The 19,797-nt window shown below is 39.0% G+C and carries 23 protein-coding genes and 1 tRNA gene; 20 read left to right on the plus strand and 4 right to left on the minus strand.

The window, feature by feature from the left end; translation table 11 throughout:
- The first annotated feature begins 170 nt into the window (after positions 1-170).
- From spoIVA to A3GQ_RS0102940, 19 genes are all read left to right on the plus strand, one after another.
- Positions 171-1,649, plus strand: a complete 1,479-nt coding sequence (gene spoIVA / locus A3GQ_RS0102845; RefSeq protein ID WP_028775766.1) for a stage IV sporulation protein A — start codon at positions 171-173, stop codon at positions 1,647-1,649.
- A gap of 465 nt (positions 1,650-2,114) precedes the next feature.
- Positions 2,115-2,390 carry an HU family DNA-binding protein gene (locus A3GQ_RS0102855; RefSeq protein ID WP_028775768.1) on the plus strand — a complete coding sequence of 92 codons (276 nt, stop codon included), beginning with the start codon at positions 2,115-2,117 and terminating at the stop codon, positions 2,388-2,390.
- Positions 2,391-2,483: 93 nt separating this feature from the next.
- The gene (gene folE, locus A3GQ_RS0102860; RefSeq protein WP_028775769.1) at positions 2,484-3,041 is read left to right on the plus strand and encodes a GTP cyclohydrolase I FolE; all 558 of its coding nucleotides are present in this window, start codon (positions 2,484-2,486) and stop codon (positions 3,039-3,041) included.
- A 212-nt stretch (positions 3,042-3,253) separates the two neighbouring features.
- A tRNA-Pro gene (locus tag A3GQ_RS0102865) sits at positions 3,254-3,330 on the plus strand.
- Between the two features lie 61 nt (positions 3,331-3,391).
- Positions 3,392-3,610 (plus strand): trp RNA-binding attenuation protein MtrB, encoded by a 219-nt coding sequence (gene mtrB / locus A3GQ_RS0102870; RefSeq protein WP_028775770.1) that lies wholly within the window; start codon positions 3,392-3,394, stop codon positions 3,608-3,610.
- A gap of 156 nt (positions 3,611-3,766) precedes the next feature.
- Entirely contained in the window at positions 3,767-4,423 is a 657-nt protein-coding gene (locus A3GQ_RS0102875; RefSeq protein ID WP_028775771.1) for a heptaprenyl diphosphate synthase component 1, read from the plus strand.
- Positions 4,420-5,151, plus strand: a complete 732-nt coding sequence (locus A3GQ_RS0102880; protein ID WP_028775772.1) for a demethylmenaquinone methyltransferase — start codon at positions 4,420-4,422, stop codon at positions 5,149-5,151. Before A3GQ_RS0102875 ends, A3GQ_RS0102880 begins: the two co-directional genes overlap by 4 nt.
- Before the next feature lie 15 nt (positions 5,152-5,166).
- A complete protein-coding gene (locus A3GQ_RS0102885) occupies positions 5,167-6,033 on the plus strand; it encodes a UbiA-like polyprenyltransferase (RefSeq protein ID WP_425423357.1) in 867 nt (288 codons plus the stop codon).
- Positions 6,034-6,046: 13 nt separating this feature from the next.
- Positions 6,047-6,883: a menaquinone biosynthesis protein gene (locus A3GQ_RS0102890; protein ID WP_037463640.1), complete on the plus strand. Its 837-nt coding sequence runs from the start codon at positions 6,047-6,049 to the stop codon at positions 6,881-6,883.
- Between the two features lie 9 nt (positions 6,884-6,892).
- Entirely contained in the window at positions 6,893-7,876 is a 984-nt protein-coding gene (locus A3GQ_RS0102895; RefSeq protein ID WP_342664982.1) for a polyprenyl synthetase family protein, read from the plus strand.
- Between the two features lie 76 nt (positions 7,877-7,952).
- A complete protein-coding gene (gene ndk / locus A3GQ_RS0102900; RefSeq protein ID WP_028775776.1) occupies positions 7,953-8,396 on the plus strand; it encodes a nucleoside-diphosphate kinase in 444 nt (147 codons plus the stop codon).
- A gap of 253 nt (positions 8,397-8,649) precedes the next feature.
- The gene (locus tag A3GQ_RS0102905; protein ID WP_028775777.1) at positions 8,650-8,949 is read left to right on the plus strand and encodes a rhodanese-like domain-containing protein; all 300 of its coding nucleotides are present in this window, start codon (positions 8,650-8,652) and stop codon (positions 8,947-8,949) included.
- A 16-nt stretch (positions 8,950-8,965) separates the two neighbouring features.
- Positions 8,966-9,538, plus strand: coding sequence for a sulfurtransferase TusA family protein (locus A3GQ_RS0102910; RefSeq protein WP_028775778.1), 573 nt, complete (start codon positions 8,966-8,968; stop codon positions 9,536-9,538).
- Positions 9,539-9,551: 13 nt separating this feature from the next.
- On the plus strand, positions 9,552-9,947 hold the full coding sequence (locus A3GQ_RS0102915; RefSeq protein ID WP_028775779.1) for a DsrE/DsrF/DrsH-like family protein: 396 nt from the start codon (positions 9,552-9,554) through the stop codon (positions 9,945-9,947).
- Between the two features lie 30 nt (positions 9,948-9,977).
- A complete protein-coding gene (locus A3GQ_RS0102920; RefSeq protein WP_037463824.1) occupies positions 9,978-11,096 on the plus strand; it encodes an MBL fold metallo-hydrolase in 1,119 nt (372 codons plus the stop codon).
- Between the two features lie 28 nt (positions 11,097-11,124).
- Positions 11,125-11,352: a sulfurtransferase TusA family protein gene (locus A3GQ_RS0102925; protein ID WP_028775781.1), complete on the plus strand. Its 228-nt coding sequence runs from the start codon at positions 11,125-11,127 to the stop codon at positions 11,350-11,352.
- A gap of 62 nt (positions 11,353-11,414) precedes the next feature.
- A complete protein-coding gene (locus A3GQ_RS0102930) occupies positions 11,415-11,891 on the plus strand; it encodes a DsrE/DsrF/DrsH-like family protein (RefSeq protein WP_028775782.1) in 477 nt (158 codons plus the stop codon).
- A gap of 17 nt (positions 11,892-11,908) precedes the next feature.
- Positions 11,909-12,691: a sulfite exporter TauE/SafE family protein gene (locus tag A3GQ_RS0102935; protein WP_028775783.1), complete on the plus strand. Its 783-nt coding sequence runs from the start codon at positions 11,909-11,911 to the stop codon at positions 12,689-12,691.
- An 84-nt stretch (positions 12,692-12,775) separates the two neighbouring features.
- On the plus strand, positions 12,776-13,042 hold the full coding sequence (locus A3GQ_RS0102940; protein WP_028775784.1) for a metal-sensitive transcriptional regulator: 267 nt from the start codon (positions 12,776-12,778) through the stop codon (positions 13,040-13,042).
- Between the two features lie 59 nt (positions 13,043-13,101).
- Here A3GQ_RS0102940 and A3GQ_RS0102945 read toward each other — a convergent pair whose 3' ends face one another.
- Entirely contained in the window at positions 13,102-13,716 is a 615-nt protein-coding gene (locus A3GQ_RS0102945; RefSeq protein ID WP_028775785.1) for a PH domain-containing protein, read from the minus strand.
- Positions 13,717-14,277: 561 nt separating this feature from the next.
- On the opposite strand from A3GQ_RS0102945, the gene A3GQ_RS0102950 reads away from it, so the two are divergent.
- Positions 14,278-15,174 carry an N-acetylglucosamine kinase gene (locus tag A3GQ_RS0102950; RefSeq protein WP_028775786.1) on the plus strand — a complete coding sequence of 299 codons (897 nt, stop codon included), beginning with the start codon at positions 14,278-14,280 and terminating at the stop codon, positions 15,172-15,174.
- A gap of 302 nt (positions 15,175-15,476) precedes the next feature.
- On the opposite strand, the gene A3GQ_RS25495 is transcribed toward A3GQ_RS0102950, so the two are convergent.
- From A3GQ_RS25495 to A3GQ_RS0102965, 3 genes are all read right to left on the minus strand, one after another.
- Positions 15,477-17,189: a M28 family metallopeptidase gene (locus A3GQ_RS25495; protein WP_028775787.1), complete on the minus strand. Its 1,713-nt coding sequence runs from the start codon at positions 17,187-17,189 to the stop codon at positions 15,477-15,479.
- A gap of 97 nt (positions 17,190-17,286) precedes the next feature.
- Entirely contained in the window at positions 17,287-18,477 is a 1,191-nt protein-coding gene (locus A3GQ_RS23195; protein ID WP_156877517.1) for a sensor histidine kinase, read from the minus strand.
- 70 nt (positions 18,478-18,547) lie between these two features.
- On the minus strand, positions 18,548-19,237 hold the full coding sequence (locus A3GQ_RS0102965) for a response regulator transcription factor (protein ID WP_028775788.1): 690 nt from the start codon (positions 19,235-19,237) through the stop codon (positions 18,548-18,550).
- Positions 19,238-19,797: the final 560 nt, after the last annotated feature.

Consider the following 19,797-nt stretch of genomic DNA (forward strand, 5'->3'; position numbering starts at 1 on the left):
TCTGCATATAATGCGCTTAATGGACTTCATGTAAATTAAAGGAAAAGTACCTTGTCATATTAAGAGAATGGGCTCATATATTAGTAGCGTATAGCGAAAACCGGAAGGAGGGATAGCCTTCGAACCGGCAATAAACCCAGCAAAGCATGGACCTTTGAGGAGGGTAATGGATGGAAAAAGTAGATATCTTAAAAGATATTGCAGAACGAACAGGTGGCGACATCTACTTGGGTGTAGTCGGTGCAGTACGCACCGGAAAGTCAACTTTTATTAAACGTTTTATGGAACAAGTAGTCATACCAAATATTGCGGATGCTTCCGAAAAAACAAGAGCCATTGATGAGCTGCCTCACAGTGGAGCAGGTAAAACCATTACTACTATTGAACCTAAATTTGTACCAAATCAAGCAATAAATGTATTAGTAGATGAAGGTTTGGATGTAAATATTCGCTTAGTGGATTGTGTTGGTTATGCGATTGAAGGAGCAAAAGGTTACGAAGATGAAAACGGTCCAAGAATGATCAATACACCCTGGTTTGAAGAGCCTATTGCTTTCCAAGAAGCTGCTGAAGTAGGGACCAGAAAAGTGATACAGGAGCATTCGACACTCGGGATTGTAGTAACAACGGATGGGAGTATTACTGATATTCCTAGGAGTTCCTATGAACAAATGGAAGAACGTGTAGTAGAAGAACTCAAAGAGGTTGGAAAACCTTTTATTATGATTCTCAATTCGACACAACCTGAAAGTGAAGAAACAGAGCAACTACGGTTATCTCTTGCGGAAAAATATGATATCCCAGTTGTAGCTGTAAGCGTAGCAACAATGGGGGAAACTGAGATTTTAGGAGTACTTCGAGAAGTATTGTTTGAATTCCCTGTACATGAAGTAAATGTCAATCTGCCTAGTTGGGTAATGGTATTAGAAGATAAGCACTGGTTACGCCAAGAATTCGAAGTTTCTGTCAGAGAGACAGTGAAAGACATTCGACGACTTCGTGATGTAGATCGTGTAGTGGGAAGATTTTATGAATACGAATTTATTGATAAAGCTGCACTTTCAGGAATGCATATGGGGCAGGGAGTAGCTGAGATTGATCTTTATGCACCAGATGAACTATATGATCGTGTATTAACAGAAGTAGTAGGGGAAGAAATTCGTGGTCGTGACCACTTGTTACAGTTGATGCAAGATTTCTCCATAGCAAAACGAGAATATGACAAAGTCTCAGACGCATTGCAGATGGTAAAAACAACAGGGTATGGTGTAGCAGCACCAACATTGGAAGAAATGAGCCTAGATGAGCCTGAACTGATCAAACAAGGAGCTCGTTTTGGTGTACGGCTAAAAGCAACAGCTCCTTCTATTCACATGATTCGAGTAAATGTCAACTCTGAATTTGCACCGATAATTGGTTCAGAGCGTCAATCAGAAGAACTTGTCAATTACCTTATGAGAGATTTTGAACAAGATCCTTTACGTATTTGGGAGTCTGATATTTTTGGTCGATCACTCAATTCTATCGTGCGAGAAGGAATTCAAGCGAAGTTATCCATGATGCCTGAAAACGCTCGTTATAAGTTACAAGAGACATTGGAAAGAATCATCAATGAAGGCTCTGGTGGACTGATTGCCATTATATTATAGAATGCAAAAAGGGAAAATCCACGGTTTAAATCGTGAAAGGATAGCGAATGTTGAACGAGAGAATGTTTATCCTTTCCTAAGTCCGACAATATTTTTCGAAAATCCCTTTACAAACATAAGTTCTTTTCGCGAGCTTTTCCTAGTTGTTCGTACAGATGAATAGATGATAATTCTGTTGTTTTCCTGTACGATTTGTTGCAATAAAAACACGATCCAACCGCGGGACACATGGGGTTAGCTTGGTGATGAAGTGGTCAAAAGATTACCGTCTCAAGAATCCAACAACTTTAGTAGTATGGAATGGAAAAAGACTGAGGTCGATCGTTTTCATACATCGACCTTATTTTTTTATGAGAAAAATCGTTTATAGTACTTGAACTACGGTCGTTGCTTGTATTAGTATAGATGTGTCCCACTTATCGTCTCTTACTGAGGCAATAGGTGATTTGTACAGGAGGTGCGGTTATGAACAAAACCGATCTAATTAACAAAGTAGCAGAAGCTACAGAAACAACTAAAAAAGAAGCTACACAATCAGTAGAAGCAGTACTATCTGTAATCTCTGATGCACTAGGTGCTGGGGAAAAAGTCCAATTGATCGGGTTTGGAAACTTCGAAGTCCGTGAGCGTGCTGCTCGTAAAGGACGCAATCCGCAAACCGGTGAAGAAATTGATATTCCTGCAATGAAAGTTCCTGCTTTCAAACCAGGGAAACAATTGAAAGAAGAAGTGAACAAGTAGATTCTTCTTTCTATCCATCGGATGGGACTACATATAAACACAAGAGGACCCTTTACATGGGTCTTTTTGTGTATAAAAGAAGGGATATTATAGATGGATAAACCAAAATTGGAACATGCTATTCAATTAATCTTAGAAGCAATCGGAGAGGATCCTCATAGAGAAGGTTTATTAGAGACACCGAGTCGGGTTGCAAGTATGTATGAAGAAGTGTTTGCAGGATTAACCGAAGACCCAGAAGAGTTATTTTCTGTTGTTTTTAGCGAAGAACACGAAGAACTTGTATTGGTCAAAGATATTCCATTTCATTCTATCTGTGAACATCACTTGATCCCATTTTTCGGACATGCACATGTGGCATACATCCCTAAAAGCGGTCGTGTAACAGGTTTGAGTAAATTGGCACGAGCAGTCGAAATTTTATCCAAACGACCACAGTTACAGGAAAGGATTACATCGACTGTAGCAGATGCGATCATGTCTAAATTAGATCCCCATGGTGTAATGATTGTGATCGAAGCAGAGCACATGTGTATGACGATGCGGGGAGTAAAAAAACCTGGAGCCAAAACGATTACAACTGCTGTTCGTGGAGTGTTTGCTGAGTATGCAGACAAGCGAGCGGAGATTTTATCGTTGATAAGAGCATAAGTATAAAAATGTTGTATGAAGAAGGGATTGACCAGCTATTTCCATATTTAGCTGGTCAACAATAAATCGGATTTTTAAGTGTGTCGAGATCATTAAATGTTGAAAAGTTAAGAGAGCAAAAAGCATTTTTATGCTGCTATATTTCACATTTTTATTGACATTGAGATAGGCTCGTTATAAAATTATACCTGTTCACTTCGGATCATGTATAACGGGCTATAGCGCAGCTTGGTAGCGTGCTTGCATGGGGTGCAAGAGGTCGTCAGTTCAAATCTGGCTAGCCCGACCAAAAATTCCTTCCTTTGACCAGGGAGGTTTTTTTTACCCTATGCTAGGAGGGTTTTATGAAAATGGGAAATCAAGTTGATTATTTTGTAATAAAGGCGAAAGAAAATGGTGTCAATGTCATTGGTCTTACACGCGGGAAAGATACTCGGTTTCATCACTCCGAGAAGTTAGATAAAGGGGAAGTGATGATCGCCCAATTCACGGAACACACTTCTGCTGTTAAGATCAGAGGCAAAGCGGAGATTATTACATCATTTGGAACAGTAGAGACAGATGAATAAAAACAAAGCAGCTAGGGTAAATACTCTGGCTTTTGTTATGCAAAAAATTCTTTGCTAGCCTTTTCCTGTTAAATTTACGAGTATTGTTACAAATACTTTTTCGTTTCGACTTATGGTATACTATCGAGGATATAGCAAATATAGGAGGACGCTTAAATGACGTCCATACATAAAAATCATGAGGAGATTGTTCTTCATCTCTATCAATTAACTGGACATCCATATTTACTGGAGAGATGTGGAAAACCAAAAATACCGGAATTATTTTTAAAGATACTCCAACTAATGCTAACGTCTGTCCATGAAAAGCCAATGCGAATATTTGCTTATGGTGTTTCTACTGCGTTATTACGCATGGGTTTAGTGGTACATGAACAAGTGACTCTAGAAGAAGAAAAGGATGTAGAAGAATTTCAAAAAAGACAATTATCTATTTTAGCTGGAGATTATTATAGTAGCTTATTTTATAAGACATTAGCTCAACATAATGAGATTGAGGGTATGGAAGTTTTAGCAAAAACAGCTAGCGAAATATGCGAAAAAAGTATGAAACATCATATAGAGGGTACCTTTGATTCTTTTACACAAGAAGACTGGACGGGACGTCACTTGGTTACGGCTTTAGCCGATTTTTTTCATGTCCATGAGCATATTACTTGGTGTTCTCTCCTCTCCTACTTTCTTCACTTGGATCATCGTAAAACTCCGATGATGAAACGGGATGCATTAATAGAATGTGTGGAGTCTATCAAACATGAGGATGTTCGATCCACACTATATCAAATGCTGTTGGAAAAGGAGGCATCCAATTGAACAATCAAAAGGCTGAGACACTTCAAGGTACGGAAAAAGAAAAGTTTGTTCAGCAAGTTTTTGAAGATATCGCTGAAAATTATGATCAAATGAACAGCATTCTCAGCTTTCGTAGGCATCAGGCTTGGAGAAAATTTGCAATGAAAAAAATGCAAGTTGGACAAGGAGATTCCGCAATAGATGTTTGTTGTGGTACATGTGATTGGACTATTTCTTTGGCCAAAGCTTCAAAAACTGGGAGTGTAATCGGACTTGATTTTAGCCCAAAGATGTTGACGGTTGGTATGACTAAGTTGCAAAAAGAGAAATTGGAAGATAATGTAAATCTCATTGAGGGAAATGCGATGGAATTGCCATATCCAGATAATACTTTTGATTTTGCTACAATTGGATTTGCACTTCGGAATGTTCCAGATGTTACCAAAGTACTACAAGAGATGAAACGCGTGGTCAAACCAGGTGGAAAAGTCGTATCATTAGAGCTTTCCAAACCAACATGGAAGCCATTCCGCTCACTCTACTTTTTTTATTTTGGTCGGATTCTACCACTTTTGGGTAAGCTATTTGTAAATCGTTATGAACAGTACAAATGGCTTCCTACTTCCCTCCAATCGTTTCCAGATTATAAAGAATTGGAACAAATGATGAAGGAAGAGGTTGGATTTTCTCGCGTAGAGGTGTATCCTTTATCAGGGGGCATCACTGCTCTACATATAGGCTACAAATAGAAGAAGGTATTCATCATGTTAAAAAAACTAAAACTCGTTCTCGACATGATTAAATTTGAACACTCCATTTTTGCACTTCCATTTGCCTATCTAGGAGCTATATTAGGAAGTTTAGAAGTAAAAGGTCATTTTCCAACATGGATGCAAATATTTTGGATCACTATTGCCATGGTAGGTGCAAGAAGTGCAGCGATGGCGTTAAATCGCATTATTGATCGGAAAATTGATGCTAAAAATCCTCGAACAGCAGAAAGACATATTCCCAAAGGGTTAATCCCTGTTTCTTTTGCATGGGGGTTTGTGATTGTATCTTTTGTTGTTCTATTCGTATCAGCCTTTCAGTTGAATATACTTTCTGTTCAATTACTACCAATTGCTGTATTTTTTCTTGTTTTTTATTCCTACACCAAACGATTTACATGGGCATGTCATTTGATATTAGGAGTAGCTACCGGATTAGGTCCTTTGGGAGGTTGGATTGCAACTACTGGGCAGATCGATATCGAAGGAATACTACTCTTTTTGACAGTAGCATTATGGATTGGTGGATTTGATGTTATTTATGCATGTCAAGATGTAGAATTTGACCAAAAAGAAGGTCTTCATTCGATACCAGTAAGATTTGGTGTGAAAAGAGGTTTGCAAATCTCTGCGTTTATGCATTTGGGAACTGCACTTGGTTTATTTGGTTTACTTTGGCTGACCGATTTGGGGATTTTCTTTGGACTAGGTGTCATTGTCGCGTTGCTCATTCTTATCTATGAACATTCTATCGTTTCGCATGACGATCTTTCTCGTTTAAATACAGCATTTTTTACGATGAACGGGGTTTTGAGCGTTATTGTATTTTGTTTTATGATGATAGATGTGTTATCCCGATAACGGAGGAATAGACATGAAACCAGTGCGAATAGGGAAAATCGCATTTACCAATATTTTGCCACTGTATCACTATTTTCATTATACGGATTTACCTGTAGAGCTTATTCCACAGGTGCCATCCCAATTAAATAAATCAATGGCAGAAGGAAGAATTGATATGGGTCCTATATCTTCCTTTGCCTATGCAGATGATTTTCCAAAGTATGTGATCATGCCTGACCTGTCTGTTAGTGCAAAAGGTCGAGTTGGTTCGATTTTCCTGTTTAGTAAGCGGAAAAGTTTTGCAGATGTGAAAAACGGGAAAATTGCCCTGACAAATACTTCTGCATCTTCTGTCAATTTACTTAAGATTTTATTGGAACATTTTGCAGGTGGCACACCAAGTTATAAGACAGAGGAGCCCAATTTGGATCAGATGATGGAACATGCTGATGCAGCTTTATTAATTGGAGATGATGCTCTGCGTGCCAACTGGTCAAACCGAAAATATTATGTTTTTGATTTAGGTTTGGAATGGTATAAAGAGACAGGTTTACCGATGACATTTGCAGTTTGGGCAGTAAATCGAAGTGTGGTAAAAGAAAGACAGGAGACGCTTTCACTCGTTTATCATCGATTTTTACATGCTAAAAGACTTGGGGAGCAACAACCAATGCCTGTTATCCAAGAGGCAATAAGTCAACTTGGCGGAAAAGTAGTAGATTGGGAAAAGTACTATGCAGGATTAAACTATAACTTTGGTCCAGAAGAGCAGCGTGGTTTGGCTACATTTTATCACTATGCAGCGCTTTCTGGATTGATCAAAGATGATGTGAAGATTGAGGTTATGGAACTACCTGTACACATCTAAGTTAACAGGGTGAGGAATTTGCGACTTGCAAGCATTTATAGACATATAAAAAAAGATCTAGAAACAGTAGAAGATTTACTAACAAGATCAATGGATACAGATCAAAAGGAGTTAAGTGAATCCTCTACACATTTGCTCCGGGCTGGTGGAAAAAGAATGCGCCCGGTTTTTGTACTGTTATCAGGGAGATTTGGAAAGAGTACAAATAAAAAACAAGTCATCGATGTAGCCGTAGCTTTGGAACTGATACATATGGCGACTTTGGTTCATGATGATGTGATCGATAATGCTTCCTTACGTAGAGGACAACCCACAGTGAAAGCAAAATGGGATAATCGAGTTGCTATGTATACTGGAGATTATATTATTACAAGAGCACTTCATATTATTTCCGAAATATCGATTCCATCCGTACACCTTGAATTGTCCAAATCAATTTTTCTCATGTGCCAAGGTGAAATTGATCAAATTCGAGATTTGTATCATTCAGAACAGTCTATCAAGCAGTATTTATCACGAATCAAACGGAAAACAGCACTTTTAATGTCAATCAGCTGCCACTTAGGTGCATTAGTAAGTGAGGCTTCACCGAAAATTGCCAGACACTTAAAAATGTATGGTTATTATGTTGGAATGGCCTTTCAATTAACAGATGATGTACTTGATTTTACTGGTGATGAAAAAACGTTAGGGAAACCAGCAGGAAGCGACTTAAAACAAGGGAATATTACCCTGCCTGTCATCTATGCATTACACCAGCTACCTTTGCAAGAACGCCAAGAAATTGAGTCTTTTTTATCTATTCGAGGACAAAAGCCACTGACCCCTGAGATTCTCGACTTGGTCAAAAAAGCAGGTGGAAATGAATTTGCGTTAAATTTATCTAAGCGATACTTAGAAAAAGCATTACAAGAATTGGAAAAGCTACCGTCTGTAAATGAGCAAGAACTATTAAAAATGTTAGCTGAGTTTATTGTTGGACGAAATTATTGAGCAAGAATATTGCGTTTTCACGCTTTGCCTGATACAATGTGGAGCGTTATCTATACATATCATTGGAGGATTTACCATGGAAAAAACATTTATTATGATCAAACCAGATGGAGTACAACGCGGACTTATAGGTGAAATCGTATCGCGCTTCGAAAAGAAAGGGTTTCAATTATTAGGGGCTAAATTGATGAGTGTATCCACAGATTTGGCAGAAAAACATTATGCAGAGCATAATGAGCGTCCTTTTTTTGGAGAGTTAGTGGATTTTATTACTTCCAGTCCAGTGTTTGCTTTTGTGCTAGCTGGTGACAATGTTATTGCAACAGCACGCCAAATGATGGGAAAAACCAATCCATCTGATGCTCTTCCAGGTACTATTCGTGGTGATTTTGGTATTAGTGTTGGGATGAATATTATCCATGGTTCGGATTCTGTAGAGAGTGCAGAGCGTGAACTTGCACTTTGGTTTCCAGAAGCAGAACAAGTAGATTATGAAAAAACGATTAATCGTTGGATTTAATTGCTTGAAAACGATATTAACTTCCTTGGGTTTACGCTTAAGGAAGTTTTTTCTTTTTTATCAGGATTGACAATTAGATCAATCGCGTTTAATATACCCATAGAGGTATTGGTATTCGAGTTACAAGACAGGATGGAGCGATGAAAAATTTTTTTGCTTTTTAATATACCTATACCAGTATCAGTAATGATAAATCAACAGTTTTAGGAAAAATAGAAAAGGAGAATTTCACATGAGTATATGGAAATCAAAAATTTCGACCATAACACCAGTGGAAGTAGAACAACGACTTCAGAGTGGTGAAAGGTTAAATATTATTGATGTTCGAGAAATAGATGAAATAGCTGAAGGAAAGATCAAACAGGCTCGTTCTATCCCACTAGGAACATTGGAAAATCGATTGCAAGACTTAAATAGAGAACAGGAATATATCATGGTTTGTCGGTCAGGTGGGAGAAGTGAACGTGCATGTAAGGTTATGCAAAAAAATGGTTTTAAGGTGACAAACATGGTTGGTGGAATGCTTCAATGGAATGGAAAAATAAGCAAATAAAAGGAGTGAAATGAGGATGTCGATACATGCAGATTTTCAATTGGATTGCAAAGGTTTAGCTTGTCCGATGCCGATTGTCCGTACCAAAAAAGCGATGGATCAACTAAAACCTGGTCAAGTAATCGAAGTACAGGCAACGGATGTGGGTTCTTTGGCTGATATGAAAGGTTGGGCACAAAGCACTGGTAACCAATACCTTGGTACGAAGCAAGAAGGGGAAACTTTTATCCATTATTTGCGAAAAGCAAATGAGGATGAAGCTCGTGAAGAGACGAAACATCCACATGTTGTAGATAATGAAGAATTCGTTCACGCCTTAGAACAAGAAGGAGAACAACTTTATCTTATAGATGTTCGTGAGCCAGCAGAATATGCTTTTGGTCATATTCCAAGTGCCATTTCTATTCCCTTTGGTCAATTGGAAGATCGCATAGATGAGATCCCCAAAGACAAAACCATTTTTGTTATTTGTCGAACGGGTACACGAAGTGATTTAGCTGCACAGCAGTTATCTAAACATGGTTTGAAAGCGATCAATATCGTTCCAGGAATGTCACAGTGGACGAGTGAAACGGTTCAGGACCAATAAGGAGAGAATACCGATGAGTAAAAAAGTAGCAATTATAGCAAGTAATGGTGGTTTATTTGATGCTTATAAAGTATTCAATATCGCAACAGCAGCAGCAGCAGCTGATTCAAAAGTTGCCATTTTCTTTACTTTTGAAGGCCTAAATTTGATTCATAAACAGGCTTATCAACAATTGCCTATCCCTTCTGGCAAGGAACATTTTCAAGAGGGATTTAAACAGGCGAATATCCCCTCCATCGTAGAGTTAGTGGAAGTTGCACAGGACATGAATGTGAGACTGATAGCATGTCAAATGACGATGGATGTGATGAATCTTCAAAAAGAAGAATTTGTAGAAAACGTGGAAATTGGGGGAGCAGCTACATTTTTACATTTTGCTCAAGATGCAGATGTTACCCTTACATTTTAATGAGGAGGTCTTTTTAACGTGATACATGCAATGAAGCCTAAGGAAGCAGCTGAAAGAATAATACATGGTGAACTGTTTATTTTAGATGTTCGAAATGAAGTAGATTTTGCAGATTGGAAAATAGAAGGAAAACAAGTGGAATCTATCAATATCCCATATTTTGATCTGATAGATGGTGTAGAAACAGCATTAGAAGAAATACCACAAGACGCAAAGGATGTATTGGTAGTTTGTGCAAAGGAAGGTTCATCCCGTTTTGTAGCAGAACAGTTGGATGAAGCAGGTCTAGATGAAGTTTATTACCTCGAAGGCGGAATGAAGGCTTGGAGTGAATATCTTCATCCCGTCAAAATAGGTGATTTATCTGATGGAGGAAGTATCTATCAATTTAATCGGATTGGAAAAGGTTGTCTGTCTTATTTAGTGGAGTCAAATGGAGAGGCAGCTATCATTGATGCGGCAAGGATGGTTGAACCTTATATATCCTTTCTTGAAGAGAATAATCTTCGGCTCACCTATGTAATGGATACTCATCTTCATGCAGATCATATTTCAGGTGGTCGAAAATTAGCAGAAATAACGGGAGGGAAATACTATTTGCCTCCTAAAGATGCACAAGAAGTAACTTTTACGTACCATCCACTCGTAGAAGGCGGAACGATTAGAATAGGGAATACCGAGATTGCTATTCATCCTATCTATTCACCAGGTCATACGATTGGAAGTACTTCTTTCCTTCTTGATGATCAATATCTTCTTTCTGGTGATATTTTGTTTGTAGATTCCATCGGTAGACCAGACTTAGCAGGAAAAGCAGAGGATTGGGTATCAGATCTCCGGTATTCTCTTTATGATTTATATAAAGGTCTGTCTTCTGATCTAGTAGTTCTTCCTGCGCATTTTGGGAAAATGAATGAGATAGAGGAAGATGGTAAAGTATCAGCTAGACTGGGTGATTTATTTGCTGAAAATGAGGGATTGCAAGTAGAAGATGAACAGGATTTTCGTAAAATGGTTACGGAAAATCTACCGCCTCAACCAAATTCTTATCAAGAAATTAGACAGACGAATATGGGTAAAATCGTTCCGAATGAAGAGGAGCAACGTGAAATGGAGATTGGTCCAAATCGTTGTGCTGTTCACCAATAAAATCGTGTATTGAAGGAGATATTTAATGATGAATACAGATAAAGTATTAGATGCAAAAGGGTTATCCTGTCCAATGCCTGTGGTCCGCTCCAAGAAAGCAATGGATGAAATAAAAACTGGACAAGTATTAGAGCTTCATACAACTGATTCAGGAGCATTAAATGATATACCAGCTTGGGCTAGATCAGCCAATCACCAAGTATTAGATCATCAAGAAGAAAATGGTGTTTATAAGTTTTGGATACAGAAAGGATAAGTTAACATGTGATCTCCCTTTTAATCTAGAAAGGAGATCTATTTATAGAGAGGGAGAGAAAAATGGAAAACAACAAATCAACTTTGGTTGTATTTAGTGGGGATTTAGATAAAGCGATTGCTAGTTTTATTATTGCGACAGGTTCGGCAGCAATGGGGAATCAAGTGACCATGTTTTTTACCTTTTGGGGATTAAACATTCTTCGAAAAGACCAAGGAATATCTGTTGACAAGACTTTTTTAGATAAAATGTTTGGAAAAATGTTACCAAGAGGACCAGAAAAACTAGGTATTTCCAAAATGAATTTTGGTGGGTTGGGCGCGAAGTTAATGAAATACACAATGAAAAAGAAAAATATTTCCACTCTGCAAGAGCTAATCGAGTTAGCACAAGAATTGGATATTAAAATGGTGGCTTGTACGATGTCGATGGATGTTCTAGGAATCAAAAAAGAAGAATTGATTGACGGGCTAGAATATGCAGGTGTAGCTTCTTATCTTGCAGATGCACAAGAGTCTAAGATCAATCTGTTTGTTTAAGGAAGAAGGTAATTCAAATGGATATCGGATTTATTATTCTTCTGTTTTTCATCGGATTTATTGGTTCTTTTGTATCAGGGATGGTCGGTATTGGTGGCTCGATCATTAAATATCCCATGTTATTGTATATTCCTCCATTGCTAGGTTTTGCGGCTTTTACAGCTCATGAGGTTTCCGGTATTAGTGCGGTTCAAGTATTTTTTGCCACCATTAGCGGAGTCTTTGTTTATCGAAAAGGTGGGTATCTGAACAAGAGTCTCATTCTTTACATGGGAATTAGTATTTTATTTGGTAGTTTTCTTGGCGGATTTGGATCAAAGTTTATGGGTGAAAATCAGATCAACATCATCTATGCAATTTTAGCGACGATCGCAGCATTTATGATGTTCATTCCAAAGAAAAACTTAGATGATGTACCGCTAGATGAAGTGAAATTCAATGCCATCGTAGCCAGTGTTGCAGCTTTACTAGTTGGGACTGCATCTGGAATTGTAGGTGCAGCAGGAGCATTTATATTGGTTCCTATCATGCTTGTCATTTTAAAAATCCCTACTCGTATGACCATTGCTACATCTTTGGCAATCACTTTTATTTCATCTATTGGCTCTACTGTAGGGAAAGTAATGACTGGACAAGTACTTTTGCTCCCTTCAGTGGTGATGGTCGTAGCTAGTATCATCGCTTCTCCATTAGGAGCGATGATAGGGAAAAAAGTGAATCCCAAATGGTTACAAGTTATATTAGCTATCTTAATCATTGCAACAGCTGCGAAAATTTGGATGGACTTAATGTGGTCATAATTCGTCATTTCAATTTTTCTATCGTATGATAGTAAGGTATAAAGTGAGGGGATGTTGTAATCTGTAAGAAGGAGGGATTGATAGATGATTTACGATGATGATGTAAAAAAACGACTTAGACGAATCGAAGGACAGGCTCGCGGTGTACTTCGCATGATGGATGAAGAGAAAGACTGTAAAGAGGTTGTTTCACAATTATCCGCGATTCGATCCGCAGTAGACAGATCTATCACCTATATTGTGACTCACAATTTAGAGGCGTGTTTACGAGAAGAGTTAGCAAAAGGTGACAATGCCAGTACGAAAAAGCTGCTTGAAGAAGCGATGAATTTGATGGTAAGAAGTAAATGAATCAAAGTGATAAGACAAAAACCTAACTTCAGTGGAGGTTAGGTTTTTTAGCTGAGTTTCTAGTTGTTTATATATCTTTCGAATACAAATCCAAAATCTTTCACATAGTAGGTTTGTTTCTTTTCCGTAAGCCATGTATAAGCATAAGCATTGACTTCTTTAAATTGATTGACTACACTGCTCTCTTCGCTTGTAATACGGCTTAGCGTAGTAGCAGCTAAGTTTAAGCTTTGTTCGGAGAATTGTAGATAGGTTGCATTCTCTTTGGTGATCTCTGCAATTTTAATGAGAGCCTTGTATAAATCTTTTACATCTTCCAATTGCTTTTTCTGCACATCAATGCTGAATATCTCTGATCCCAATTTAAATTTTAGTTCCACATCTAAATCAACGGTTCCAGCAGTTTCCAACAATACATTCGATATATGATTTTGATAGTAATCATAGCGATATAAAGTCCGTTTTTTACTTATTGCGCTTGTTCCATCTAGATGGATAAGTGCTTTATTCGTAAAGCAATATTCGTCGGATTTGGATTTTATTAGGAAGAAAATCTTTTCTCCGTCTTCATGCATTACATAATCATCAGAATCTACCTTATCATAGTCAGCAGGTTTGATTACTACTCCTACATTACTCAATCCAAGAACATCAGCTGCTACTTTTCCAAACATGAAACCAAGCCTTTCGTATTCAGATTTGAGTTCGCTAAATTCTTTTGCAATTTATTGCAAATAAAAGTATATCACATTCATTTGATTCATTTCTATCAAGTTATGGGAAGATTTATAAATAATTAACAGAAAAAAATATATTTTGTATTTTGGTACCGGATTCGATATGCTAAATCTAGTGATATCCTTTTGTAATTTTTATATAAGAGAGCAACTGTGGATAATTTAACAACAGAATATATGTTTGTAAAGTGGTTTTGGAAAAATTTATCAGAACTTATGAGAGGTAGAAACTTCCCTCGTCTGCAAAATGAGACTTGCCACTTTAATGGCTTAGCGAAACTTGTGCTCCCATTGTAGTGACACTCGCTATCATCCCACGATTCTAATCGTGGGTTTTCTCACTCGCGGAACTATAAAGAAGATTTACAAATTTCATTGCGGGATATGGAGAACCATGGTAAACAATTGTAGTAGGTAAAAAATTCAGAAATGAAACATTCCTATTAAATGCGAAACCTTGGGAGAAATATGCTTTCAAGAAAAGGAAGGGTGTTAGAAGTGCAGTATGTAATTGGTGTGGATGGCGGCGGTACGAAAACAGTAGCAGTCGCTTATGATTTAGAGGGGAATGTATTAGGAGAAGGAAGAAGTGGATTTAGCAATGTGATGGTTGATTTTCATGAGGCAACCAAACATATATTAGCTGCTATCAAGCAGGCACAACAACACCTAGAAAATGAGGATTGTAAATATATTTATTTAGGTATTGCAGGTAGTGAAGGAATAGAAAACAAAGACGAACTCATACAAATTTTAGCAGATGAATTTCAATCAGAGATTAGTGTAGTAAATGATTCTATCATTGCACATGCTGCTACTTTGAAGGGTAAAGACGGGATTTTAGCTATATCTGGTACAGGTGCGATTGCAGTAGGAATCAAAGGTGATAAGTGTGTTTTCTCTGGAGGATGGGGGCATTTGTTGGGCGATGAAGGTAGTGGTTACTGGATCGTGATGGAAGCTTTCCGCCAAATAATCGTTGAAACAGATGAATCTCTTCCATTATGCAAACTAAGTGATGCGATATTATATGAGATGGGCTATACAGACCCTCAAGATATTAAACTATATGCATATAGTAGACCCAAGGCGGAAATAGCAAAATTGAGTAGAGTAGTAACGCGTTTGGCTGATGCAGGTGATGAAATCGCAAGTCGTATATTATATGATGCAGGTCAGCAATTGGGTCGTATGACATGGAATTGTTGTAAAAAATTAGGGCTGAATGATGAAGTAGTGATTGGCTTAAGTGGAAGTATATTTGAACATATTCCTCAAGTGATGGATAGTTACAAACAGTATCTATCCGAAAAAATTCAGGTGCCAATAACATTGGTACAAAATGAAGTACCAGCTACAAAAGGTGCATATTATTTGGCAACGAAAACAGTTTAATGATAAGAAAGACCTGAGCTTGATGGGATAGCTCAGGTCTTTTGTTTTCTATTTGTTTTCAACCGTTTTTACGTTACTCTGATAAATGTAGACAGATGAGAACAGCGATGAAATAGAATCATTTATAATGCAGAACCAGCATCCGAATGACGAACCCTAATTTGACCAACAAATGGAAAATAGACCGATATTTATTTCAAATCGGTCTATTTTTTACACAGGAAAGGAAGAAATCACACGGTTATATTCTTCTTGAGCTTCTGTTATAGCTAATTTCTTCAAAAAATAATCTTTCTCAATACCTACTCACAAGACTTTAAAACCAATGTGTCTTTCGTTACGAACAGAGCAGAAACTATCGAGATCGGAATAACGCTTATCGCGACTGCCACCGGGGTGAACGGCAACATAAATAATACATAGATTAACCAACATACAGGCGTATATAGAAACACTATTCCTGCGCCGACCACGATTGATGCTATCCATCTCCCGACACGGTACTTATCCAGTAGGGCGACAATCAGAATCCCCAGCGTGGTAAGAGAGAACAAATAACTTATTTCTTGGAACAGAACGGCACCGCCTACAATCAACAGCAAGTGAAGAGGTATGAAAACAGCAAGCGCTTCCCGTAGTGACAACTTACGAGTTTGGATAATTCCAGCGATTAAAGTGCATATGCTCATAAGGAAAAAGATACTAAAAAATACCTTGTCATTGTTCGTAGACTCACCTAAATGCATCACTTGTGTTACTCCAGCTATGATTCCCCAGCTCAATAATGCCGCCCCAATCATCACTCCTAGCAGCCAGCCTGTTCCTGTCATGATTGCACGAAGTTGAAAGTTGCCTTTTCGAATCTGCAAGATCATCCACCATATGGCCAATACAACAGCTACTGCCGACAGAATATAAGACGTAAAACTGCTCATGATCAGCAAATAACTAGGCGACAAAGGGAAGAAAAGGCTATCCTGTTTTCCCCCTTCTTCAAATGGTACTTGTGCAGCATGATCTGCTATTTCCAAAGTTGTTAATAGATAATGGTATGCTGTTCCACGATCTAAATTTGCAAACGTATCCGTCTCTCTGCCGTAATTTTCAGCTCCCTCCGCTGCTGCAAAATTTAGACCTGAGTAGCCTGCCTTCAAAAAACGGGTTAAGTCGGTGTCATTTGGCATCTGGTGGAACAATGCAGTCAGAAACGAGAAGGACAACAGACGCGAGCTTGCAGCTCGGAGGTAGTTCACAGCATCCAGGTTATCATCGGAAGTTTCAAACATCAGCAGTGACCCTCGATTCCCTCGGGCTTCAAAGTTGAATACTAGATCGATTTTATGTCGCAACTCTGGCTGGGAGCGCACGAATGACTTCGCTCCCAGCATTCCTACTTCCTCACCATCGGTAAACAGAAAATAAAGGTCAGATTTCAAATTCATGTCCCCTGTATGCTTACGCATGGCTTCCAGCATGGCAACTACAGAGAGCATATCGTCGGCTGCGCCTGGAGTTTCCGGTTCGGAATCATAATGGGCCGATATCAGAATACCGCGATCCGTTCCGGGAGCATCTAGCTTCACCAATATATTTTGCAAGGCCACTTTATCGTTCTTGTCAAAATGGTTCTTTTCCCGAATACTATTCCTGATATCCTCCTCTGGAGAAACTCCATTAATTGTTGATGGCATATTCTTGAAATCCGGCTTTCCCTTGCGCTCAAATAGGTCAGCCTTCACGTCATCAACAGTGTAGGTTACTTTCTCAACCTTCGCTTTCAAACCCATTGTATGAATTTGTTCCAGTAAGTGAGCCCGTACCGATTCTAGCTCTTTCGAGCCGGATGGATGTGCTGCGAAGGTCATCGCCTTTAAATTACTCATCATCTGCTTATATGCTGGATAATTGGCATCGGATTTGGACGGCGGCATCGGTGGCTGAAACAGATGAGCCCCCAGTCCAATTCCTGTCACAAGCACAATGATTAATAGAATAATTGAAATAATTCTCGACATATTCGTCCTCCCTTAGCATGGCTATTCCAATACTATAAAGGAGAAAAGGTTAATTCTCGGTTAAGAAGACAGCTCATAGAAAGACAGTAAACCACGTTCAAAGAACACTTTGAGTGTTAGGCAGTTGAATCACGAATGTGGTAGCAATGCCTGTTTCGCTCTGGACTTGTATCGAGCCGTCATGCTTATCGATGACTGCCTTTACAATGGATAGTCCTAGTCCGTTACCCCCTAGCTCTCTCGAACGCGACTTGTCCACACAGTAAAATGGATCGAAGATCTTGTCTATTTGATCTTCTGGTATCCCGATACCTGTATCAGTAATGGTAATACGTGTTGTATCTGAATGGTGAATGGCAGTGATTTTGACGCTTCCATTCGCCTTGTTATATTTGATAGCATTGTGAAGAATGTTAAAGAAGGCCTGGTGCAACAGATTCCTTTCACCATATAGCAACACATCCTCAAGGTGAACCTTGATCTGAATATGTTTACGCTGGATCTCCAAGCAAAGCTCACTTATGATCGCCTGGAATAGTTCCTCGGATCTGAATGTTTCACGTCTAAACTCATTCATATCCGCATTCATTTGGAGCAGATCGTGAACGATGGAATTAAGGCGCTTCACATTGCTCCGTATATCTTCCAGCGCTTCCGTACATTCTTCAAGTATAGGAGGGTCACTTAGTTGTACCACTTCAATCCTGGCAAGCATCGCGGCGAGCGGTGTTTTGAGTTCGTGGGCGGCATTGGCTGAAAAATGTTTATAGGCCAAGAATGATTTTTGTAATTTATGGATCATCCGATTAAAGGATACAGACAGGCTCGCAACCTCATCCTTGGACGGAGGGACTTGAACCTGTCTATACAGATTATTCTCGTCGATCTCTTCGATCTCCTTGCTTAAGTCTGTGACAGGTTTCAATGTTCTCCCAGTTACCATGTAGGTGATGCCAGTCCCACTTGCGATGATCAAGATGACGCACAGGAAACCGGCGGAGGCGAAGTCAATCTGCTGCTCGACCAAAACAGGCGCAGAGGAGACAGATAGTTCAGGTGATTTAGGTGACTCAGATGGCACAGGCCGTTCAGATGGCACAGGCCGTTCAGGTGGCACGGGCGGTTCAGGTGGCACGGGCGGTTCAGGTGGCACGGGCGGTTCAGGTGGCACGGGCAGCTCAGATGGCACGGTCAATGACTCTTCCTTCATTCCATCAAAAGCATCGACTTTAGGAACAAGCTGCGGTTGAACATAAATAACACGAGCGGCATAAATGAAAGCTACCATAAGCGAGATACATCCGATTGAAAGTATTATCGCCATTAATAAGGTCAGACGAAGACGGAGTGGAAGTGAATTAATTTGCATCTTGCGGTACCTCTGCAATGTAGTATCCAAATCCTCTTTTGTTCTTGATCACCTCTTGATCTCCTAGAAAAACGGCCAACTTCTTTTTAAGCGAATTGATATGAACCTTGAGAGAGTTCGAGAACCCATCGAAGCTGTTATCCCATAAATGCTCCACGATCTCTTCTGTGCTGACGACTTTATCTTTGTTGAACATCAAATACTCCAAAATGCCGTATTCTTTTTTCGTTAATTCCATTGGATTGTCCTTAATGTAAACAGCCTTTAACGCCGTATCAATTAGAATCTCTCCATATGACAGCCTCGTATCTGTCTGGATGAATCTCCGACGGAGCAGAGCGCGAAGTCTGGCCTCCAATTCCCGAAAGTGAAAGGGTTTCACCATATAATCATTCGCTCCAGTGTCAAGACCAAAAATTTTATCCTCAATCTCGAAACGTGCCGATAAAATCAGAACCTTGATGTCAGGTTTATCATTCCGAATTTCTCGTAAGACATCGATTCCATCAATTTTAGGCAGATTCAAGTCCAGTACGACCGCATCATATTCATAGATTTCGACCATTTGTAACGCTTCCTCGCCATCTGATGCTGCATCAACCGCATAGCCGAATTTTCGTAAGCCCATGCTGATTGATCGCTGTATTGACAAATCATCCTCGACTACTAATATTTTCAATATCATCTCTCCCCTCATTCCGTTAGTCCCATGATAAGACAAGCTCAGTTAAGCGAAGGTTAAGATTCAGCCCAAACCTCACGAATATACATATAACCAAATCGATGAAAGTGCAAGTGCAAGTGTCATGAACACATAGAAGGTCTATAAACTGTGCTAATAGTGACTCATGATGCTATAAAAAACGACTCCTCAAATTTTGAGAAGGCGATTTTACTTACACTACAAAAAGTGCTTTAACGCATGGTACACTTGGCTTTTTTCGTGAATAATAAAGTGCGAGAACTTAGGATCAGTCAAATGATTGGATTATAACGGACTGAGTATCCTTTGAAAAACCCCTACTATTCCGCTTTACTCTGTTTACCATAACTCCAGACTAGGTAGTGATATTCTCTTTGAAAGATTTGATTTCTTCTAAGGTGAAATCTTGTTTTCTTCTATGCTTGAATCCCGCGAATAGTCAGGATTTGGGGTGAAGTATAAAATCGAAATCCGGATAGCAGCAACAGATACAATTCTTGCTTTAGCATCTCAAACGAAATGACTACAAATCATTA

It is taken from the genome of Shimazuella kribbensis DSM 45090 (assembly GCF_000428065.1).
Lineage (GTDB): Bacteria > Bacillota > Bacilli > Thermoactinomycetales > Thermoactinomycetaceae > Shimazuella > Shimazuella kribbensis.

Bases quoted from the DNA above. Each gene is read 5' to 3' on its own strand.
- mtrB (WP_028775770.1), top strand. From the start codon at position 3,392: ATGGGAAATCAAGTTGATTATTTTGTAATAAAGGCGAAAGAAAATGGT.
- A3GQ_RS0102945 (WP_028775785.1), bottom strand. From the start codon at position 13,716: ATGTTTGGAAAAGTAGCAGCTGATGTTCTTGGATTGAGTAATGTAGGA.
- A3GQ_RS0102885 (WP_425423357.1), top strand. From the start codon at position 5,167: ATGTTAAAAAAACTAAAACTCGTTCTCGACATGATTAAATTTGAACAC.
- A3GQ_RS0102940 (WP_028775784.1), top strand. From the start codon at position 12,776: ATGATTTACGATGATGATGTAAAAAAACGACTTAGACGAATCGAAGGA.
- A3GQ_RS0102910 (WP_028775778.1), top strand. From the start codon at position 8,966: ATGTCGATACATGCAGATTTTCAATTGGATTGCAAAGGTTTAGCTTGT.
- A3GQ_RS0102915 (WP_028775779.1), top strand. From the start codon at position 9,552: ATGAGTAAAAAAGTAGCAATTATAGCAAGTAATGGTGGTTTATTTGAT.
- ndk (WP_028775776.1), top strand. From the start codon at position 7,953: ATGGAAAAAACATTTATTATGATCAAACCAGATGGAGTACAACGCGGA.
- A3GQ_RS0102925 (WP_028775781.1), top strand. From the start codon at position 11,125: ATGAATACAGATAAAGTATTAGATGCAAAAGGGTTATCCTGTCCAATG.
- A3GQ_RS23195 (WP_156877517.1), bottom strand. From the start codon at position 18,477: ATGGTAGCTTTCATTTATGCCGCTCGTGTTATTTATGTTCAACCGCAG.
- A3GQ_RS25495 (WP_028775787.1), bottom strand. From the start codon at position 17,189: ATGTCGAGAATTATTTCAATTATTCTATTAATCATTGTGCTTGTGACA.
- folE (WP_028775769.1), top strand. From the start codon at position 2,484: ATGGATAAACCAAAATTGGAACATGCTATTCAATTAATCTTAGAAGCA.
- A3GQ_RS0102930 (WP_028775782.1), top strand. From the start codon at position 11,415: ATGGAAAACAACAAATCAACTTTGGTTGTATTTAGTGGGGATTTAGAT.
- A3GQ_RS0102920 (WP_037463824.1), top strand. From the start codon at position 9,978: ATGAAGCCTAAGGAAGCAGCTGAAAGAATAATACATGGTGAACTGTTT.
- A3GQ_RS0102890 (WP_037463640.1), top strand. From the start codon at position 6,047: ATGAAACCAGTGCGAATAGGGAAAATCGCATTTACCAATATTTTGCCA.
- A3GQ_RS0102855 (WP_028775768.1), top strand. From the start codon at position 2,115: ATGAACAAAACCGATCTAATTAACAAAGTAGCAGAAGCTACAGAAACA.
- spoIVA (WP_028775766.1), top strand. From the start codon at position 171: ATGGAAAAAGTAGATATCTTAAAAGATATTGCAGAACGAACAGGTGGC.
- A3GQ_RS0102935 (WP_028775783.1), top strand. From the start codon at position 11,909: ATGGATATCGGATTTATTATTCTTCTGTTTTTCATCGGATTTATTGGT.
- A3GQ_RS0102875 (WP_028775771.1), top strand. From the start codon at position 3,767: ATGACGTCCATACATAAAAATCATGAGGAGATTGTTCTTCATCTCTAT.